This window comes from Brevundimonas sp. GCM10030266 (genome assembly GCF_042666595.1).
Taxonomy (GTDB): domain Bacteria; phylum Pseudomonadota; class Alphaproteobacteria; order Caulobacterales; family Caulobacteraceae; genus Brevundimonas.
Genome location: NZ_JBHTCY010000003.1, coordinates 167202 through 181983, shown reverse-complemented (window position 1 = coordinate 181983; position 14782 = coordinate 167202). Strand labels below are relative to the sequence as shown.

The following is a 14782-nucleotide window of genomic DNA, read 5'->3' as shown; positions in this document are numbered from 1 at the left end:
GAAAACCGTCTTCCGTCCACAACTTGCTGCGTCCGGCCCATCATGTCCCGATGACGTGACGAGAATCCGTATACAAACGCGTCATGGCGGGCCGTTTCCCCATTCTCTACATCGCCGAGGTCGGCGCCGAAGACGCCGTGATGTCGTCCGGCGTCCTCGCCTATCTGGTCGAGGCCATGCCGCAGGCCAGCTTCACCATCGTCGGTTCCCCGGCCAGCGCCCCCCTGTTCGCCGACACCCCGCGCCTCGACAAGCTGATCGTACTGGAGCGCGAGAAGCGGCTCGATTGGCTCGGCCTGTGGAACCAGGTCCGGGCGACCAAATGGGGGCTGGTCGTCGACATGCGCGGCACCACCTTCTCGGGCAAGCTCAGCCGCCAGAAGCGCGCCGTGCGCGGCAAGGACGAGCCGGGCTTCCACAAGGTCGAACTGGCCGCCCGCGTGCTGCAGCTGGACGAGGTCCCGGCGCCACGCCTGTTCGTGTCCGACGCCACCCGCGCCTCGGTCGACGCCCTGCTGCCCCACGACGGCGCGCCCCTGCTGGTGATCGCGCCGGGCGCCGAATGGATGGGCCGCGAGTGGCCGTCCGAACGCTACGCCACCCTGGCCTCGACCCTGACCAATGACGGTCCGCTGGCCGGGGGGCGTGCGGTGGTCATCGGCACGGAGGCCGACAAGGACGCCGGCCACAACATTCGCCTGGCCATGCCGCGCCACCGCACCACCGAACTGCCGGGCCGTCTGTCGGCGGTGCAGGCGCTGGCGGTGCTGGAGCGCGCGGCCCTCTATCTGGGCGGGGACTCGATCTGGACCCAGATGGCCGTCGCCGCCGGGGCTCCCGTCGTGGCCGCCTATGGCCCGTCGGACGAGACAGTCTGCGGCCCGTGGGGCGGCGTCACCGTGCGCGGCCCCCGTTCGGTGGACGAGTTCCGCAAGATCGACCCGGGCCTCAACCAGGCCATCCTGCACATGAACGAGGTGCCCGCCGACCGGGTGCTCAAGGCGGCGAAGAAGCTGCTGGCGGAGCGCGCCGCCGCCTGACCGGCCTCAGATCAGGCCCAGCAGCCAGATCCTCAGCGGATTGGCCGGGTCGGACAGCAGCTTGGCCACCATCGCCAGACAGATGACCACCAGCAGCGGCCGGATCAGCTTCGGCCCGAAGCGCATGGCGGCGTGCGAGCCCAGCCAGCCGCCGATCACCTGACCCACGGCCATCATCAGCCCGACCAGCCACAGCACGTGTCCGCCGATGGCGAAGACCACCACCGACACGACATTGCTGGCCAGGTTCAGCGCCTTGGTGTGCGCCGTCGCCCGCGTCAGTCCCATGCCCAGCAGGGTCACGAGGGCCAGGGCGAAGAAGGAGCCGGTGCCCGGACCGAAGAAGCCGTCATAGAAGCCGATCCCGCCCGCCACCGCGCCGAAGGCGAAGGGCGTCAACCGGGCATGGACATCCTCGTCGCTGGCCTTGGGGCCGACCAGAAAATAGACGGCGATCCCGGCCAGCAGGATGGGCAGCAGCACCATCAGCCAACTGGCGTCCACGAAGGTCACGGTGAAGGCGCCCAGCGCCGCCCCGACCGCCGTCGCGATCAGCGGCCATTTCAGCAGGGCGAAGTCGATCCGCCCCTTGCGCCAGAAGGTGTACGTCGCCGCCGCCGTGCCGAAGCTGCTCTGGATCTTGTTGGTGGCGATGGCCGCCACCGGGCTGACGCCCGCCGCCAGCAGGGCCGGCACGGTGATCAGCCCGCCGCCGCCCGCAATGGCGTCCACAAATCCGGCCAACACCGCCGCGGCAAACAGCAGGGCGATGATTTCCGGCGCGAGCTCAAACATGGCGCGGCTTTACGCCGACCGTTGCGGTTTGTGCGGCCGGTTTGTGGGGATATGGATCAGTCATCCTCTTCGGGCGGCGTCCAGTTCGGGTCGTTCTCGGGAAACCAGTCCGCTGCCAGATCCAGCCACTCCGGATTGTCCTCCTCGATCAGGGCCAGCTTCCAGTCCCGCTTCCATTCCTTGATCTGCTTTTCGCGCCGGATGGCTTCGGTGACCCACCCGAAGCGCTGAAACCAGACCAGCCGGGTGCAGCCGTAGGTCTTGCTGAAGCCCTCGAAGAGTTGGGTCCGGTGTTTCCAGACGCGCGCTGTCAAGTTCGCGCTCATTCCGGTGTACAGCGTCCCGTTCCGTCCGCTGGCCATAATGTAAGTCGCGATGAAGCGGCGATGCGAAGCCATTACTGCAACCTATAGCTTTATTTCCAATTTGCTATCGTCATCCCGGGGGCGCGTAGCGAACCCCGGGACCCAGCGGCGCGCGGGAGCGCGAAGCTGTCGGGAGCGCCGGCGCTTGAACTTCGATCTTCGGTTTTTCGCCGCCGTCGCGGCGCCGCTGGGTCCCGACTTTCGTCGGGATGACGATAGCAGGGAGGGGGTAGGGGAGGGCCGATGCGACCAATTCCGACGCATCACTCTGATACCGTACTGCCTACTGCCTACTGCCTACTGCCTGCTGCCTGCTGCCTCCGCCGATAGACGGGATAGACGGCATAGACGGTGTATTTCGACAGTCTCCCCGCTTCATACCTATCATACCCAGCGTCCCTCTTTTTTCGCCGCCGCCCCCTGCCATCCGCCCCGTTTCCGACTATTCAGACCGGCCATGACCTACGACCTGATCGTTCGCGGCGGCGAAGTCGCCAATCACGCCGGACGCGGCTTCGCCGACGTCGGCATCATCGACGGCAAGATCGCCTTCATCGGGGACCTGTCGCAGGCCTCGGCGGGCGAGGTGTTCGACGCCACGGGGCTGACGGTCCTGCCGGGCGTCATCGACACCCAGGTCCACTTCCGCGAGCCGGGTCTGGAGTGGAAGGAAGACCTTGAAACCGGCTCCCGCGCAGCCGCCCTGGGCGGTGTCACCGCCGTGTTCGAGATGCCGAACACCGAGCCCAACACCACCGATCCGGCGACGCTGGAAGACAAGCTGGCCCGCGCCCGCGACCGCATGTGGACCGACCACGCCTTCTACATCGGCGGCACCCACGAGAACGCCCGTTTCCTCGGCGAGCTGGAGCGCCTGCCGGGCTGCTGCGGGATCAAGGTCTTCATGGGCGCCTCGACCGGCACCCTGCTGGTCGCCGATGACGACGGCGTGCGCGAGGTCCTGCGGCATGTGAAGCGCCGCGCCACCTTCCACTCCGAGGACGAATACCGTCTGGTCGAGCGCCGCCCGCTGGCCCGCACCGGCGACTGGACCAGCCACCCGGAGGTCCGCGACCCCGAGAGCGCCATCATGTCCACCCGCCGCCTCGTCGGGCTGGCCCGGGAGACCGGCGCTCGCATCCACGTGCTGCACGTCACCACGGCGGAAGAGGTCGAGTTCCTGGCCGGGCACAAGGATGTCGCCACCGTCGAGCTGACCCCCCAGCACCTGACGCTGGACGGGGACGAGGCCTATGACCGCCTCAAGGGTCTGGCCCAGATGAACCCGCCGATCCGCAACAACTACCACATCGCCGGCCTGTGGCGCGGGATCGAGCAGGGCATCGCCGACGTGCTGGGCTCGGACCATGCCCCGCATACGCTGGAGGAGAAGGCCCGTCCGTATCCGGCCTCGCCCTCGGGCATGCCGGGCGTCCAGACCCTGGTGCCGGTCATGCTGACCCACGTCGCCAACGGCCGTCTGACGCTGGATCGCTTCATCGACCTGACCAGCCACGGCGCCAATCGCGTCTTCGGCATCGCCGGCAAGGGCCGCATGGCCGAGGGCTATGACGCCGACCTGACCATCGTCGATCTGAAGAAGAAACACGTGCTGAAGCACGAGGACATGGCCACCCGCTCGGGCTGGACCCCGTTCGACGGCTTCGAAGCCACCGGCAAGGCCATGGCCACCATCGTTCGCGGTCGCATCGTCATGCGCGACGGCGAACTGCAGGGCACGGCCCACGGCCGTCCCGTCCGCTTCCAGGAGACCCTCGCCTGATGCAACTCTCCGAACAGATCGTCCTCGTCACCGGCGGCGCGCGCGGCGTCGGCGCCGCCGTGATCCGCGCCTTTGCCCGTCAGGGCGCGCGCGTGGTCATCAATTTCCGCGCCAGCGAGGACGCCGCCCGCGAACTGGTCGACGAGTTCCCCGAACAGGCCGTCGCCTTCCGCGCCGACGTCACCGACCGCGAGGCGGTGCACGAGATGGTCGCCCTGGCCGAGGATGTGTTCGGCTCGCCGATCACCACCGTCGTCAACAATGCGCTGGACTACAGCTTCAACGGCGACGCCCGCTCCAAGCTTGGGGACATCGACTGGTCCGAGCTGGAGGACCAGTTCGCCACCGTCGTGCGCGGCGCCCTGAACGTCATCCAGGCGACCGCCCCGGCCATGGCCGCCAACGGCTTCGGCCGGGTGGTCAACATCGGCACCAACCTGTTCCAGAACCCGGTCGTGCCCTACCACGACTACACCGCCGCCAAGGCCGCCCTGCTCAGCCTGACCCGTACGGCCTCGGCCGACCTCGGTCCGCAGGGGATCACGGTCAACATGGTCTCCGGCGGCCTGCTGCGCACCACCGACGCCAGCCGCGCGACGCCCGACGCCGTCTTCGACCTGATCGCCGGCATGACCCCGCTGCGCTCGGTCACGACCCCGGAAGAGTTCGCCGACGCCGTCCTGTTCTTCGCCTCGCCCTGGAGCCGCGCGGTGACGGGCCAGAACCTCGTCGTGGACGGAGGGCTGGTTCGGGACTAGGCCGCCCGCGCCATCGCCTGCTGACCGCCGCCGGCGATGCGGAAGCGCTGGATCAGGGTGGCCAGCTGCTCGGCCTCCTGGCTCAGGGCCTGGTTGGCGGCGGTGGTCTCCTCGACCATCGCAGCATTTTGCTGGGTGGTCTGGTCCATCTGGTTGACGGCGACATTGACCTCGACCAGCCCCACGGCCTGCTCATTGGCCGAGGCGGCGATCTCGCCGGCCAGCTGGTTGATCTTGGCCACCTGACCGATCAGGGCGGTCAGGGCGCCGCCGGTGCGGGCGACCAGCTGGGCGCCCTCGCCGACGCTGGCGCTGGAGGCGGCGATCAGCTCCTTGATCTCCTTGGCGGCTTCGGCCGAGCGCTGGGCCAGGGCCCTGACTTCCGACGCCACGACCGCGAAACCGCGACCGGCCTCGCCCGCCCGGGCGGCCTCGACCCCGGCGTTCAGGGCCAGCAGATTGGTCTGGAAGGCGATCTCGTCAATGACGCCGATGATCTCGCCGATCCGACCCGAGGTGCTCTCGATCTGCTCCATGGCGGCGGTGGTGTCGGCGATGATCCGCTCACGCTCCGTCGCGCCCTTCTGGGCCTCGTCGGTGATGTTGGCGGCGGCGCGGGCGCCCTCGGCGGTCTTCTTCACCGTGACGGTGATCTGGTCCAGTGCGGCGGCGGTCTCCTCCAGGGCGGCGGCCTGACGCTCGGTGCGGCGCGACAGGTCGTCGGTGGCGGTGCTGACCTCGGCGGTGCCCGAGCGCATGGCGCCGGTTAGGACGATGATCTCGCCCATGGTCTCCGACAGGGCGTCCATGGCGGCGTTGTAGTCGTCCTTCAGCTGGCGGCTGCGGGCGGCGAAGGTCACGTCGATGCGGTGGGTCAGGTCGCCCTGCGCCAGCGCCGACAGGCCCTTGCCCAGGGCGTCGACGACCACGGCGTCCTCCTCGGCCAGACGGGCGCGTTCGGCCTCGGAGGCGATGCGGGACTGGCGGGCGGTCTCGCGCATGCCCTCGGCCTCGCCCTCGATCTCCTTCTGGCGGATGGCGGCGTCACGGAAGGCCAGGACAGCGCGGGCGATATGGCCGATGTCGTCGCCGCGCGATGCCCACGGGGCCTCGAAGCCGGTGTCGCCCTGACGCAGACGCTCCATCCGGTCGCACAGGGCCTGCAGCGGCGAGAACATCCGCTTCGACAGCAGCAGGGCCGCGCCCAGCACCAGCAGCGCCACCACGGTGCCGCTGATCAGCAGGGCCAGCATGACGTGGTTCACCGAGGCCATGAAGTCGGCCTTGGGCACGCCGACGAACAGGACGCCGACGGTCTGGCCCGCCGCGTTCTTGATCGGGTCGTAGGCGACGAAATAGGGCTTGCCGAGGATCTCGGCGCTGCCGCGGTACGGCTTGCCGTCGCGCAGGACCGCATCGTGCACCGGCCCGGCTTTCAGTCGGGTGCCGACGGCCCGCGCGCCGTCATCCTTGACGACATTGGTGGTCACCCGCAGGTCGCCCATGAAGACGGTGGCCATGCCGCCGACCAGGGTCTTCACCCGGTCGACCGGCTCCACGAAGCCGTTCAGCGGGGTGGTTCCGACCATCAGGCGGTCGCCCTGCACGCTGAAGCCGTCGCCGTAGTCGGCCAGCACGTCCCAGGCGACGCGCATGTTGGTCTCCTGCCGTTCAGCGGCGCGCTCGCCGGCGTCCCGGGTCAGCAGCACGGCGGCCACGCCCATGAGTGAACAGGTCAGGACGCCAAGGGCGGCAATGACCATCAGGGCGGTCTTCGCGGACAGCGAGAGCGAATTGAGTTTCATGTCGAACCTGGAGACGGAGCCGGGGGAGCGGCGCTTGTTTCCCGTCAAGCACGACAAGCCTGACCATGGGGTTCACGGGCGTTTACGGTAAATCCCGTAACGCGGTGATCCGTCGCAGGGTGTTGAATCAGATCGAGAAGCTGACACCGCAGCCGCAACTGGACGCCGCGTTCGGGTTCCGCACCACGAATTGGGCTCCGGCCAGGTCATCGACGAAGGCGATCTCGGAGCCTTTGAGGAAGGGCAGGGAGACGGTGTCGACCACGGCGGCCTGACCGTCGGTCTCGATGCGGATGTCGTCGGCGTCGCCCGCCTCGATCAGCTCGAACCGGTACTGGAAGCCCGAGCAGCCGCCGCCGTCCACGGCCACGCGCAGCACGACCGGCCGGCCCTCGATCTCGCCGAGCGCCGCCAGCCGTTTGGCGGCGGTGTCGGACAGGGTCAGGCCATGCCCGCCGGTGGGGGCGGAGACGGTGAAGGCGGGGGCGGATTGGACGGTGCTCACGAGGGCCTATATGAGGCGCGCGCGGGCGTTCGCAAAGGCCCGCCCTCGCGAATGAGCCATCAACCTTGATCCAAGACCGCGCGCCCTACGCCGAATATCCCGAGCACAGCCGCGGACGGCTGTCGCCCGAGCCGATCAGTCGCACCCGCAACGCCTTCGCCCGCGACCGGGACCGGATCATCCACGCCACCGCCTTCCGCCGCCTGAAGGAGAAGACCCAGGTCTTCGTCGCGCACGAGGGCGATCACTACCGCACCCGGCTGACGCACAGCCTTGAGGTGGCGCAGATCGCCCGCTCGCTGGCCCACGCCCTGCGGCTGGACACCGATCTGGCCGAGACCATCGCCCTGGCCCACGACCTGGGCCATCCGCCTTTCGGCCATGCGGGCGAGGACGAGCTTCAGGCCTGCATGTCGGCTTGGGGCGGGTTCGACCACAACGTCCAGACCTTCCGGGTCGTGACGAAGCTGGAGGAGCGCTATCCCCAGTTCGACGGCCTGAACCTGAGCTGGGAAACCGTCGAGGGGGTGATCAAGCACAACGGACCGGTCAGCCATCGACTGGACGAGCCGTCGTGGAAGGCCATCGCCGACTATGCGCCCGGCTGGGATTTGCGGCTGGACAGCTTCGCCTCGCTGGAGGCCCAGGCCGCCGCCATCGCGGACGATATCGCCTACAACAACCACGACGTAGACGACGGGGTGCAGGCCGGCCTGTTCACCCTGAACGACCTGATGGACGTCCCTTTGATCGGGCCGGTGCTTCAGGGCGTTCGCGCCGACTGGCCGGAGATCGACGAGCGGATGACGCGGATCGAGGCCGTGCGCCGGATGATCGGGGTCATGGTCGAGGACGTGCTGGCCGAGACCGGGCGGCGGCTGGAGGCGGATGGCATCCGCTCCACCGAGGATGTCCGCACCGCCTCGCGGACCCTGGTCGCCTTCTCGCCCGCCATGCTGGCGGACCTCGGGGTGCTGAGGAAATTCCTGTTCGAGCGGATGTACCGCCACTACCGGGTCAACCGCACCCGCAGTCAGGCCCGGCGCATCCTGTCGGAGATGTTCACCCTGTTCATGGCCGAGCCGGAGACCATGCCGCCGGAGTGGTCGAAGCCCGCCCGCGACGGCGACGAGACCAAACGCGCCCGCGCCGTCTGCGACTACATCGCCGGCATGACCGACCGCTACGCCATCGAAGAGCACAAGAAGCTGTTCAGCCTCGACCTCGCGCTCGATCTGTGATTCGAAAGGATCGCTGGGACGGGTAGAGTAATGGGCCGACGCGGCCGATTCGCGTCCGGCTGAAGAGGCGCGGTCATGTCCCACGAAGATCCCTATCGTCCGAACCCGGGCCGCGACCGCGGCGCCTATACGCCGCCGACCGATGACGATCTGCCGTTTGATCGCAACGGATACGACCCGCGTCGTGGCGGGGGGCATGGTGGCGGAGGCGGCGGCAAGGCCCCGCCGCTGACCCTGATCATTTCCGGCGTCGTCCTGCTGCTGCTGATCATCGCCGTGGTGGTCTACTACCGCGCCGGTCCGCGCTCGTCCGAGGACGCCCCGCCGGCCATCGGTTCGCCCGTGGGCGAGATGAAGGGCGAGGCGCCGCAGGAAGCGCAGCCGATCGACCCGGAAGCGGGCATCGACGTCTATACCCGCGGCGAGACCCCGACCACGCCGCCCACCTTTGTGCCGCCGCCCGAGGCCGTGCAGCCGCGCCCCGCGCCGCAGCCGGTCGAGACCCCGGCCCCGACCGCGCCGCCTCCGGCCGCCACCACCCCGCCTCCGGCCAAGACCGAGCCCGCCCCGGCGCCCGCCGCCGGCGGAACCTCGGGCGTCCAGATCGGCGCCTTCTCGACCCCGGCCATCGCCGAGAGCCAGTATAACCAGATCGTCGGCCGCTATCCGTCGCTGACCCGCGGCGCCAGCCGCCGGGTGCAGGAAGTGACCTCGTCCTCGGGCTCGACCCTGTACCGCACCACCGTCACCGGCCTGAGCCGTGAACAGGCCACCAGCCTGTGCACCGCCATCAAGTCGGGCGGCGGCGACTGCATCGTGCGCTGAGGCCGGGTGACCTCGGCGGCGATCTACGGCTGTCATGGCCATCGGCTGACGGCGGAGGAGAAGGCCTTCTTCGCCGACGCCCGGCCGTGGGGCTTCATCCTGTTCCGCCGCAATGTGGACAGTCCCGACCAGCTGCGCGCCCTGACCGATGAGTTGCGCGACTGCATCGGCGGGGACGCCAATACACCTGTCCTGATCGATCAGGAGGGCGGGCGTGTTCAGCGGATGGGCCCGCCGCACTGGCCGAAATACCCGCCCGGCGCGACCTTCCTGAAGGCGACCAACGATCCGCTGGCGGCGCGCGAGCTGGCCCGGCTGGGCGGACGCCTGATGGCGCATGAGCTGAAGGATGTCGGGATCAACGTCGACTGCGCCCCGGTGCTGGACGTCCCGGTGCCGGGCGCCCACGACATCATCGGCGACCGCGCCTACGCCCGCGATCCGGAGACGGTGGCGCAGCTGGGCCGCGCCGTGGCCGAGGGGCTGCTGGCGGGCGGGGTGCTGCCGGTGATCAAGCACATGCCCGGCCATGGTCGCGCCTTCGCCGACACCCACAAGGAACTGCCGACCGTCCATGCCGATCTGGAGGCGCTGGACGGCTGGGACTTCGCCCCGTTCAAGGCCCTGTCCGACATGCCCATCGGCATGACGGCCCACATCGTCTTCACCGCCATCGACCGGAAGCATCCGGCGACCCAGTCGAAGAAGGCGATCCGGATGATCCGCGAGCGACTGGGCTTCAACGGCCTGCTGTTGTCGGATGATCTGGTCATGAACGCCCTGTCCGGCAGCCTGACCGAACGGGCCGAGAAGTCCCTGAAGGCCGGCTGCGATCTGGTCATCCACTGGAACGGCGTGCTGGACGAGATGCGGCAGGTCGCCGAGGGAACCGGCAAGCTGAAGGGCGGCGCCAAACGCCGCGCCGAGGCGGCGCTCGCCCGGATCGTCCATACGCCCGAGCCGCTGGACTACCGCGAGGCCCGCGATCGCTTCGACGCCATGCTGGCCGGACAGCTGGATGCGGCCAAGGGGCCGGATGTGGCGGAGGCGTAGATGACCTCAAGCAGCGCAAGGCGCGTTAGGTCAAAGGGATGACCGACGCCTTCCAGCCCAACCTCGATTTCGCGGCGGCCGAGCAGGTCGACACCCGCGACGCCTTCGTGGTCGATCTGGAAGGCTATGAAGGCCCGCTGCACGTGCTGCTGGCGCTGGCCCGGACGCAGAAGGTGGACCTGCTGAAGCTGTCCATCACCCGGCTGGCCGAACAGTATCTGGCCTTCGTGCATGAGGCGCGCCGCCGGAACTTCTCGCTGGCCGCCGACTATCTCGTGATGGCGTCCTGGCTGGCCTATCTGAAGTCGCGCCTGCTGCTGCCCCGCAACGAGAAGGGCAAGGCGGACGAGGTCCCGGCCGAGGAGATGGCGGCGGCCCTGGCCTTCCGCCTGCAGAAACTGGAGGCCATGCGCCGGGCGGTGGAGGCGATCCAGTCGCGGCCGCAGCTGAAGCGCGACGTCTTCACCCGCGGCGACCCCGAGGCCACCGTCATCATTCCGTCCGACCGTATCGACGCCAGCCTGTACGAGCTGATGGCGGCCTATGTGACCCAGCGGCGGCGCGAGGAGTTGCGGCGCTACAATCCCGGCCAGCGGGTCGAGGCCTTCCAGCTGGAGGCGGCCCGCGACTGGTTGCGCGAAATCCTGCCGCGCATGGAGGAGTGGACCCCGCTCCACCGCGTCGCGCCCGAAAAGTACGAGGACGAGGAGGGGCCGACGCAGGCCAGCTATACAGCCTCGACCCTGTCAGCCAGTCTGGAGCTGGTGAAGGAGGGGGCCATGGATGTGAAACAGGCCGAGGCTTTCGCCGAAATCTTCCTCAAGCGCCGCGGCAAGGGATTGCCGCTGGAACTGACCCCGAACTGATCCGATGAGCATTCAATTCGCCCCTGACGATCTGGAGATCGAGCGCCGCGTCGAGGCGCTGCTGTTCGCCGCCGCCGGTCCGTTGTCGGCGGCCGAGATCGCGCGTCGCCTGCCGGAAGGCGCGGACGTGGGCGGGGCCATCTCGGCCCTGCGCGAGCGGTACCAGAACCGGGGCGTGGAGCTGGAATGCGTGGCCGACCGCTGGCGCTTCCGCACAGCCGCCGACCTGTCCTTCATGATGACCGAGGAGCGCGAGGAGCCGCGCCGCCTGTCCAAGGCCGCGCTCGAGACCCTGGCCATCATCGCCTACCACCAGCCCTGCACCCGCGCCGAGATCGAGAGCGTGCGCGGCGTCTCCCTGTCCAAGGGGACGCTGGACCTGCTGCTGGAGATGGGCTTCGTGAAGCTGAAGGGCCGTCGTCGCACGCCGGGCCGCCCCGTCACCTACGCGACCGCCGACAGGTTCCTCGAACACTTCAGCCTCGCCAGCCTCTACGACCTGCCGGGCGTCGCCGAAATGAAGGCCGCCGGCCTGCTGGACCTCTCCATCCCCGTCGGCTTCGAAGTGCCCGACCCGACCCGTTCCGGCGACAGCGACGACGAAACGCCCCTGCTGCCGGGGGAGGAGGACTCGCCGGAGTTCGCGCAGGACTTCGTGTCGGAGGACTAAGGGCGGCAGGCTGGATTGGCGGCGGCGCTACGGTGGGGGACGCCGGAGCGGCCAAGTGGTTAGTGGATAGTGATTAGTGGTTCGATGCCGCCACCGGTCGCGCAGGACCACACCCGCCTGCAACGCCGCCATCCACTAATCACTATCCACTAGCCACTTTCCGGGCTCGCCGCCCGAAGGTGATGCATTCCGCCCAAACCCCTGCTAACCCGCTGCGATGATCGCTCGCCTTCGTCCCGTTCCGTTCGACCTCGGTCCCGTCCACTTCGTCGGCATCGGCGGCATCGGCATGAGCGGCATCGCCGAGATCATGCTCAAGATCGGCTATGCGGTGCAGGGCTCGGACGCCAAGGCCTCGGCCAATACCGAGCGGCTGGAGAAGCTGGGCGCGAAGATCTTCATCGGCCATGACGCCGCCCATGTGGGCGAGGGCGTGTCGGCGGTGGTCTATTCGACTGCGGTGAAGGCGACCAACCCCGAGATGATGGCCGCCCGCGAGCGCCGTATCCCGCTGGTCCGCCGGGCCGAGATGCTGGCCGAGCTGATGCGGCTGCAGTTCTCGATCGCGGTCGGAGGCACCCATGGCAAGACGACGACGACCTCGATGGTCGCGGCCCTGCTGGACGCCGCCGGTCTGGACCCGACGGTGGTCAACGGCGGGATCATCAACGCCTATGGCACCAACGCCAAGGTCGGCGACGGCGACTGGATCGTGGTCGAGGCCGACGAGAGCGACGGCAGCTTCCTGCGCCTGAAGTCGACGGTGGCCATCGTCACCAACATCGACCCCGAGCATCTTGACCATTACGGCGACTTCGACGGCGTCCGGAAGGCGTTCGTGGACTTCGTCGAGAACATCCCCTTCTACGGCTTCGCGGCGGTCTGTCTGGACCACCCCGAGGTCCAGCGTCTGGTCGCCTCCATCGATAACCGGCGTCTGGTCACCTATGGCCTGAACCCGCAGGCCATGGTCCGCGCCGAGAACTGCGACATGGGCCCCGACGGCTGTCGCTTCGACGTGGTCATCCAGCAGCAGGGTCTGGCCATGCTGGACGAGCCGATCCGCATCGCGGGCCTGCACCTGCCGATGGCGGGCTGGCACAATGTCTCCAACGCCCTGGCCGCCATCGCCGTGGCGCGTGAGCTGGACGTGTCGGACGAGGCGATCAAGGCCGGTCTGGCCGGCTTCGGCGGGGTGAAGCGCCGCTTCACCACCACGGGCGTGGCCAATGGCGTGCGCGTGATTGACGACTACGGCCACCACCCGGTCGAGATCGCCGCCGTGCTGAAGGCCGCCCGTCAGGTGGCCGAGGGGCGCGTCATCGCCGTGGTCCAGCCGCACCGCTACACCCGCCTGCGCGACCTGATGGAGGAGTTCTCCACCTGTTTCTCGGACGCTGACGCGGTGATCGTGGCCGACGTCTATCCGGCGGGCGAAAGCCCCATCGAGGGCGTGGACAAGCATGCGCTGGTCGACGGTATCCGCCGTTTCGGCCACCGCCATGTCCAGCCGCTGGAAAACGCCGCCGTCCTGCCGCGCGCCATCAAGGAAGAGGCGAAGCCGGGCGATCTGGTCGTCCTGCTGGGCGCCGGCGACATTACCAGCTGGGCCTACGCCCTGCCGGCGCAGCTGGAGGCGCTGGGGTGAGCTACTGGGACTTGGTCGCCCCCTATTGGGACGAGGTCCGCACGGACGAGGCGCCCGATACGTTTTCCTCGCGGCTGGCTTTGATGCCGACTGTTTCCCAGCATCTATTCACTACCCATTGGACGCAGTCTGAAGTGCTCAATGGCGGGCTTGGCCAGTTCTTTGGCAATAGCACCGGCATCCTCGCGCCAGAGGCTGTGATAGGTTTTCGGGAACTCGGCATGCTGGAAACATCCGCTGAGCTTGCAAGGGCGATGCGGATGTACGGTGAGCCGTACCCGAGAGATTGGTCGGCCCGCGAGTCGATCACGTTCCCGGTTGAGATCGAGGACCGTTTTGCGGAACTGTTGGAAACCGAGGTCGGGGGCTTCTGGGAAGCAGCCGATCGCTTCGCGATGAAGAACTCTTGATGACCTGGCGTGATACTCTCCCCGAAGTCCGCGGCAAGCTGCTGCTGAACGAGCCGCTGGGGCCGTACACCTGGTTCCGGGTGGGCGGGGCGGCGGATGCGCTGTTCATTCCGGCGGACGCCGAGGATCTGGCCAACTTCCTGAAGGCGCTGGACCCGGCTGTGCCGGTGACTGTGCTGGGCGTGGGCTCGAACGTCATTGTGCGCGACGGCGGGGTCGAAGGCGTGGTGATCCGGCTGGCCGGACGCCCGTGGGCCCAGATCACGACCGAGGGCGACACCATCACCACCGGCGCGGGCGCGCTGGACTCGATGGTGGCGAAGGCTTCCGCGAAAGCGGGCATCGGCGGGCTGGAGTTCTACGCGGGCATTCCGGGGACCATCGGCGGCGCCCTGACCATGAACGCGGGCTGCTACGGCTCGGAGACCAAGGACGTGCTGGTCTCGGCCTGGGGGCTGACCCGGTCGGGCGAGCGGGTGGACTATGCGCTGGCCGACTTCGGCTACACCTATCGTCACTCGGTCGTGCCCGAGAACGAGATCATCTGGGTCGAGGCCGTCTATCGCGGCACGCCTGCCGACCCCGAAACGGTCACGGCGAAGATCAACGAGATCTCCAGCCGCCGCGAAACCACCCAGCCGATCCGCGAGAAGACCGGCGGCTCGACCTTCAAGAACCCGGAAGGCCATTCCTCGTGGAAGCTGGTCGACGAGGCGGGCTGGCGCGGCAGGCTGCACGTCGTGAATGGCGGCGGGGCCATGTTCAGCGACCTGCACTCCAACTTCATGATCAACCCCGGCGAGGCGACCGCGGCGGACATCGAGGGCCTGGGCGAGGTCGTCCGCGCCGACGTGAAGGCGAAGACCGGGGTCCAGCTGGACTGGGAGATCAAGCGGATCGGCCGCAAGGGCTGATCCCGCTCACCCCCAATTTATCTCGCGCGGACGGGGTTCTGGTTAAGGCTTCTTAACCGTCCCCACGGCAATCGGTTGAGGGGCGCTGAAGATGCCCGGAGCCG

Annotated in this window: 15 protein-coding genes; 11 read left to right on the top strand and 4 right to left on the bottom strand. The window is 68.5% G+C overall.

From position 1 onward, the window contains the following. Positions 1-83 precede the first annotated feature (83 nt). Positions 84-1040: a glycosyltransferase family 9 protein gene (locus ACFQQC_RS10645; RefSeq protein ID WP_376862369.1), complete on the top strand. Its 957-nt coding sequence runs from the start codon at positions 84-86 to the stop codon at positions 1038-1040. 6 nt (positions 1041-1046) lie between these two features. Here the strand turns inward: ACFQQC_RS10645 and ACFQQC_RS10640 are convergent, their stop codons facing one another. After that, positions 1047-1835 (bottom strand): TSUP family transporter, encoded by a 789-nt coding sequence (locus tag ACFQQC_RS10640; protein ID WP_376862368.1) that lies wholly within the window; start codon positions 1833-1835, stop codon positions 1047-1049. A gap of 56 nt (positions 1836-1891) precedes the next feature. Beyond that, on the bottom strand, positions 1892-2197 hold the full coding sequence (locus tag ACFQQC_RS10635) for a GIY-YIG nuclease family protein (protein WP_376862678.1): 306 nt from the start codon (positions 2195-2197) through the stop codon (positions 1892-1894). A gap of 460 nt (positions 2198-2657) precedes the next feature. On the opposite strand from ACFQQC_RS10635, the gene ACFQQC_RS10630 reads away from it, so the two are divergent. Together ACFQQC_RS10630 and ACFQQC_RS10625 are read left to right on the top strand one after the other, a co-directional pair. Further along, positions 2658-3983, top strand: a complete 1326-nt coding sequence (locus ACFQQC_RS10630; protein ID WP_376862367.1) for a dihydroorotase — start codon at positions 2658-2660, stop codon at positions 3981-3983. After that, complete coding sequence (locus tag ACFQQC_RS10625) at positions 3983-4741, top strand: 3-oxoacyl-ACP reductase (RefSeq protein ID WP_376862366.1); 759 nt, start codon at positions 3983-3985, stop codon at positions 4739-4741. The genes ACFQQC_RS10630 and ACFQQC_RS10625 overlap by 1 nt, the downstream gene beginning before the upstream one ends. Here the strand turns inward: ACFQQC_RS10625 and ACFQQC_RS10620 are convergent. Beyond that, positions 4738-6546 carry a methyl-accepting chemotaxis protein gene (locus ACFQQC_RS10620; RefSeq protein WP_376862365.1) on the bottom strand — a complete coding sequence of 603 codons (1809 nt, stop codon included), beginning with the start codon at positions 6544-6546 and terminating at the stop codon, positions 4738-4740. The two genes, ACFQQC_RS10625 and ACFQQC_RS10620, sit on opposite strands and share 4 nt — an antisense overlap. 127 nt (positions 6547-6673) lie before the next feature. After that, a complete protein-coding gene (locus ACFQQC_RS10615) occupies positions 6674-7051 on the bottom strand; it encodes a HesB/IscA family protein (protein ID WP_376862364.1) in 378 nt (125 codons plus the stop codon). 65 nt (positions 7052-7116) lie between these two features. Here ACFQQC_RS10615 and ACFQQC_RS10610 point away from each other — a divergent pair, with 65 nt between their 5' ends. The 8 genes from ACFQQC_RS10610 to murB all read left to right on the top strand — a co-directional run bounded on the left by ACFQQC_RS10610 (position 7117) and on the right by murB (position 14678). Beyond that, on the top strand, positions 7117-8292 hold the full coding sequence (locus ACFQQC_RS10610; protein ID WP_376862363.1) for a deoxyguanosinetriphosphate triphosphohydrolase: 1176 nt from the start codon (positions 7117-7119) through the stop codon (positions 8290-8292). Positions 8293-8367: 75 nt separating this feature from the next. Beyond that, positions 8368-9117, top strand: coding sequence for an SPOR domain-containing protein (locus ACFQQC_RS10605; protein ID WP_376862362.1), 750 nt, complete (start codon positions 8368-8370; stop codon positions 9115-9117). A gap of 6 nt (positions 9118-9123) precedes the next feature. Further along, a complete protein-coding gene (gene nagZ, locus ACFQQC_RS10600) occupies positions 9124-10170 on the top strand; it encodes a beta-N-acetylhexosaminidase (RefSeq protein ID WP_376862361.1) in 1047 nt (348 codons plus the stop codon). Positions 10171-10208: 38 nt separating this feature from the next. Further along, positions 10209-11036 carry a ScpA family protein gene (locus ACFQQC_RS10595; RefSeq protein ID WP_331045858.1) on the top strand — a complete coding sequence of 276 codons (828 nt, stop codon included), beginning with the start codon at positions 10209-10211 and terminating at the stop codon, positions 11034-11036. 4 nt (positions 11037-11040) lie between these two features. Further along, positions 11041-11706 carry an SMC-Scp complex subunit ScpB gene (gene scpB, locus ACFQQC_RS10590; RefSeq protein ID WP_376862360.1) on the top strand — a complete coding sequence of 222 codons (666 nt, stop codon included), beginning with the start codon at positions 11041-11043 and terminating at the stop codon, positions 11704-11706. A 217-nt stretch (positions 11707-11923) separates the two neighbouring features. Then, the gene (gene murC / locus ACFQQC_RS10585) at positions 11924-13354 is read left to right on the top strand and encodes a UDP-N-acetylmuramate--L-alanine ligase (RefSeq protein WP_376862359.1); all 1431 of its coding nucleotides are present in this window, start codon (positions 11924-11926) and stop codon (positions 13352-13354) included. After that, entirely contained in the window at positions 13351-13764 is a 414-nt protein-coding gene (locus ACFQQC_RS10580; protein ID WP_376862358.1) for a DUF4375 domain-containing protein, read from the top strand. Before murC ends, ACFQQC_RS10580 begins: the two co-directional genes overlap by 4 nt. Next, complete coding sequence (gene murB / locus ACFQQC_RS10575) at positions 13764-14678, top strand: UDP-N-acetylmuramate dehydrogenase (protein WP_376862357.1); 915 nt, start codon at positions 13764-13766, stop codon at positions 14676-14678. The genes ACFQQC_RS10580 and murB overlap by 1 nt, the downstream gene beginning before the upstream one ends. Positions 14679-14782 lie beyond the last annotated feature (104 nt).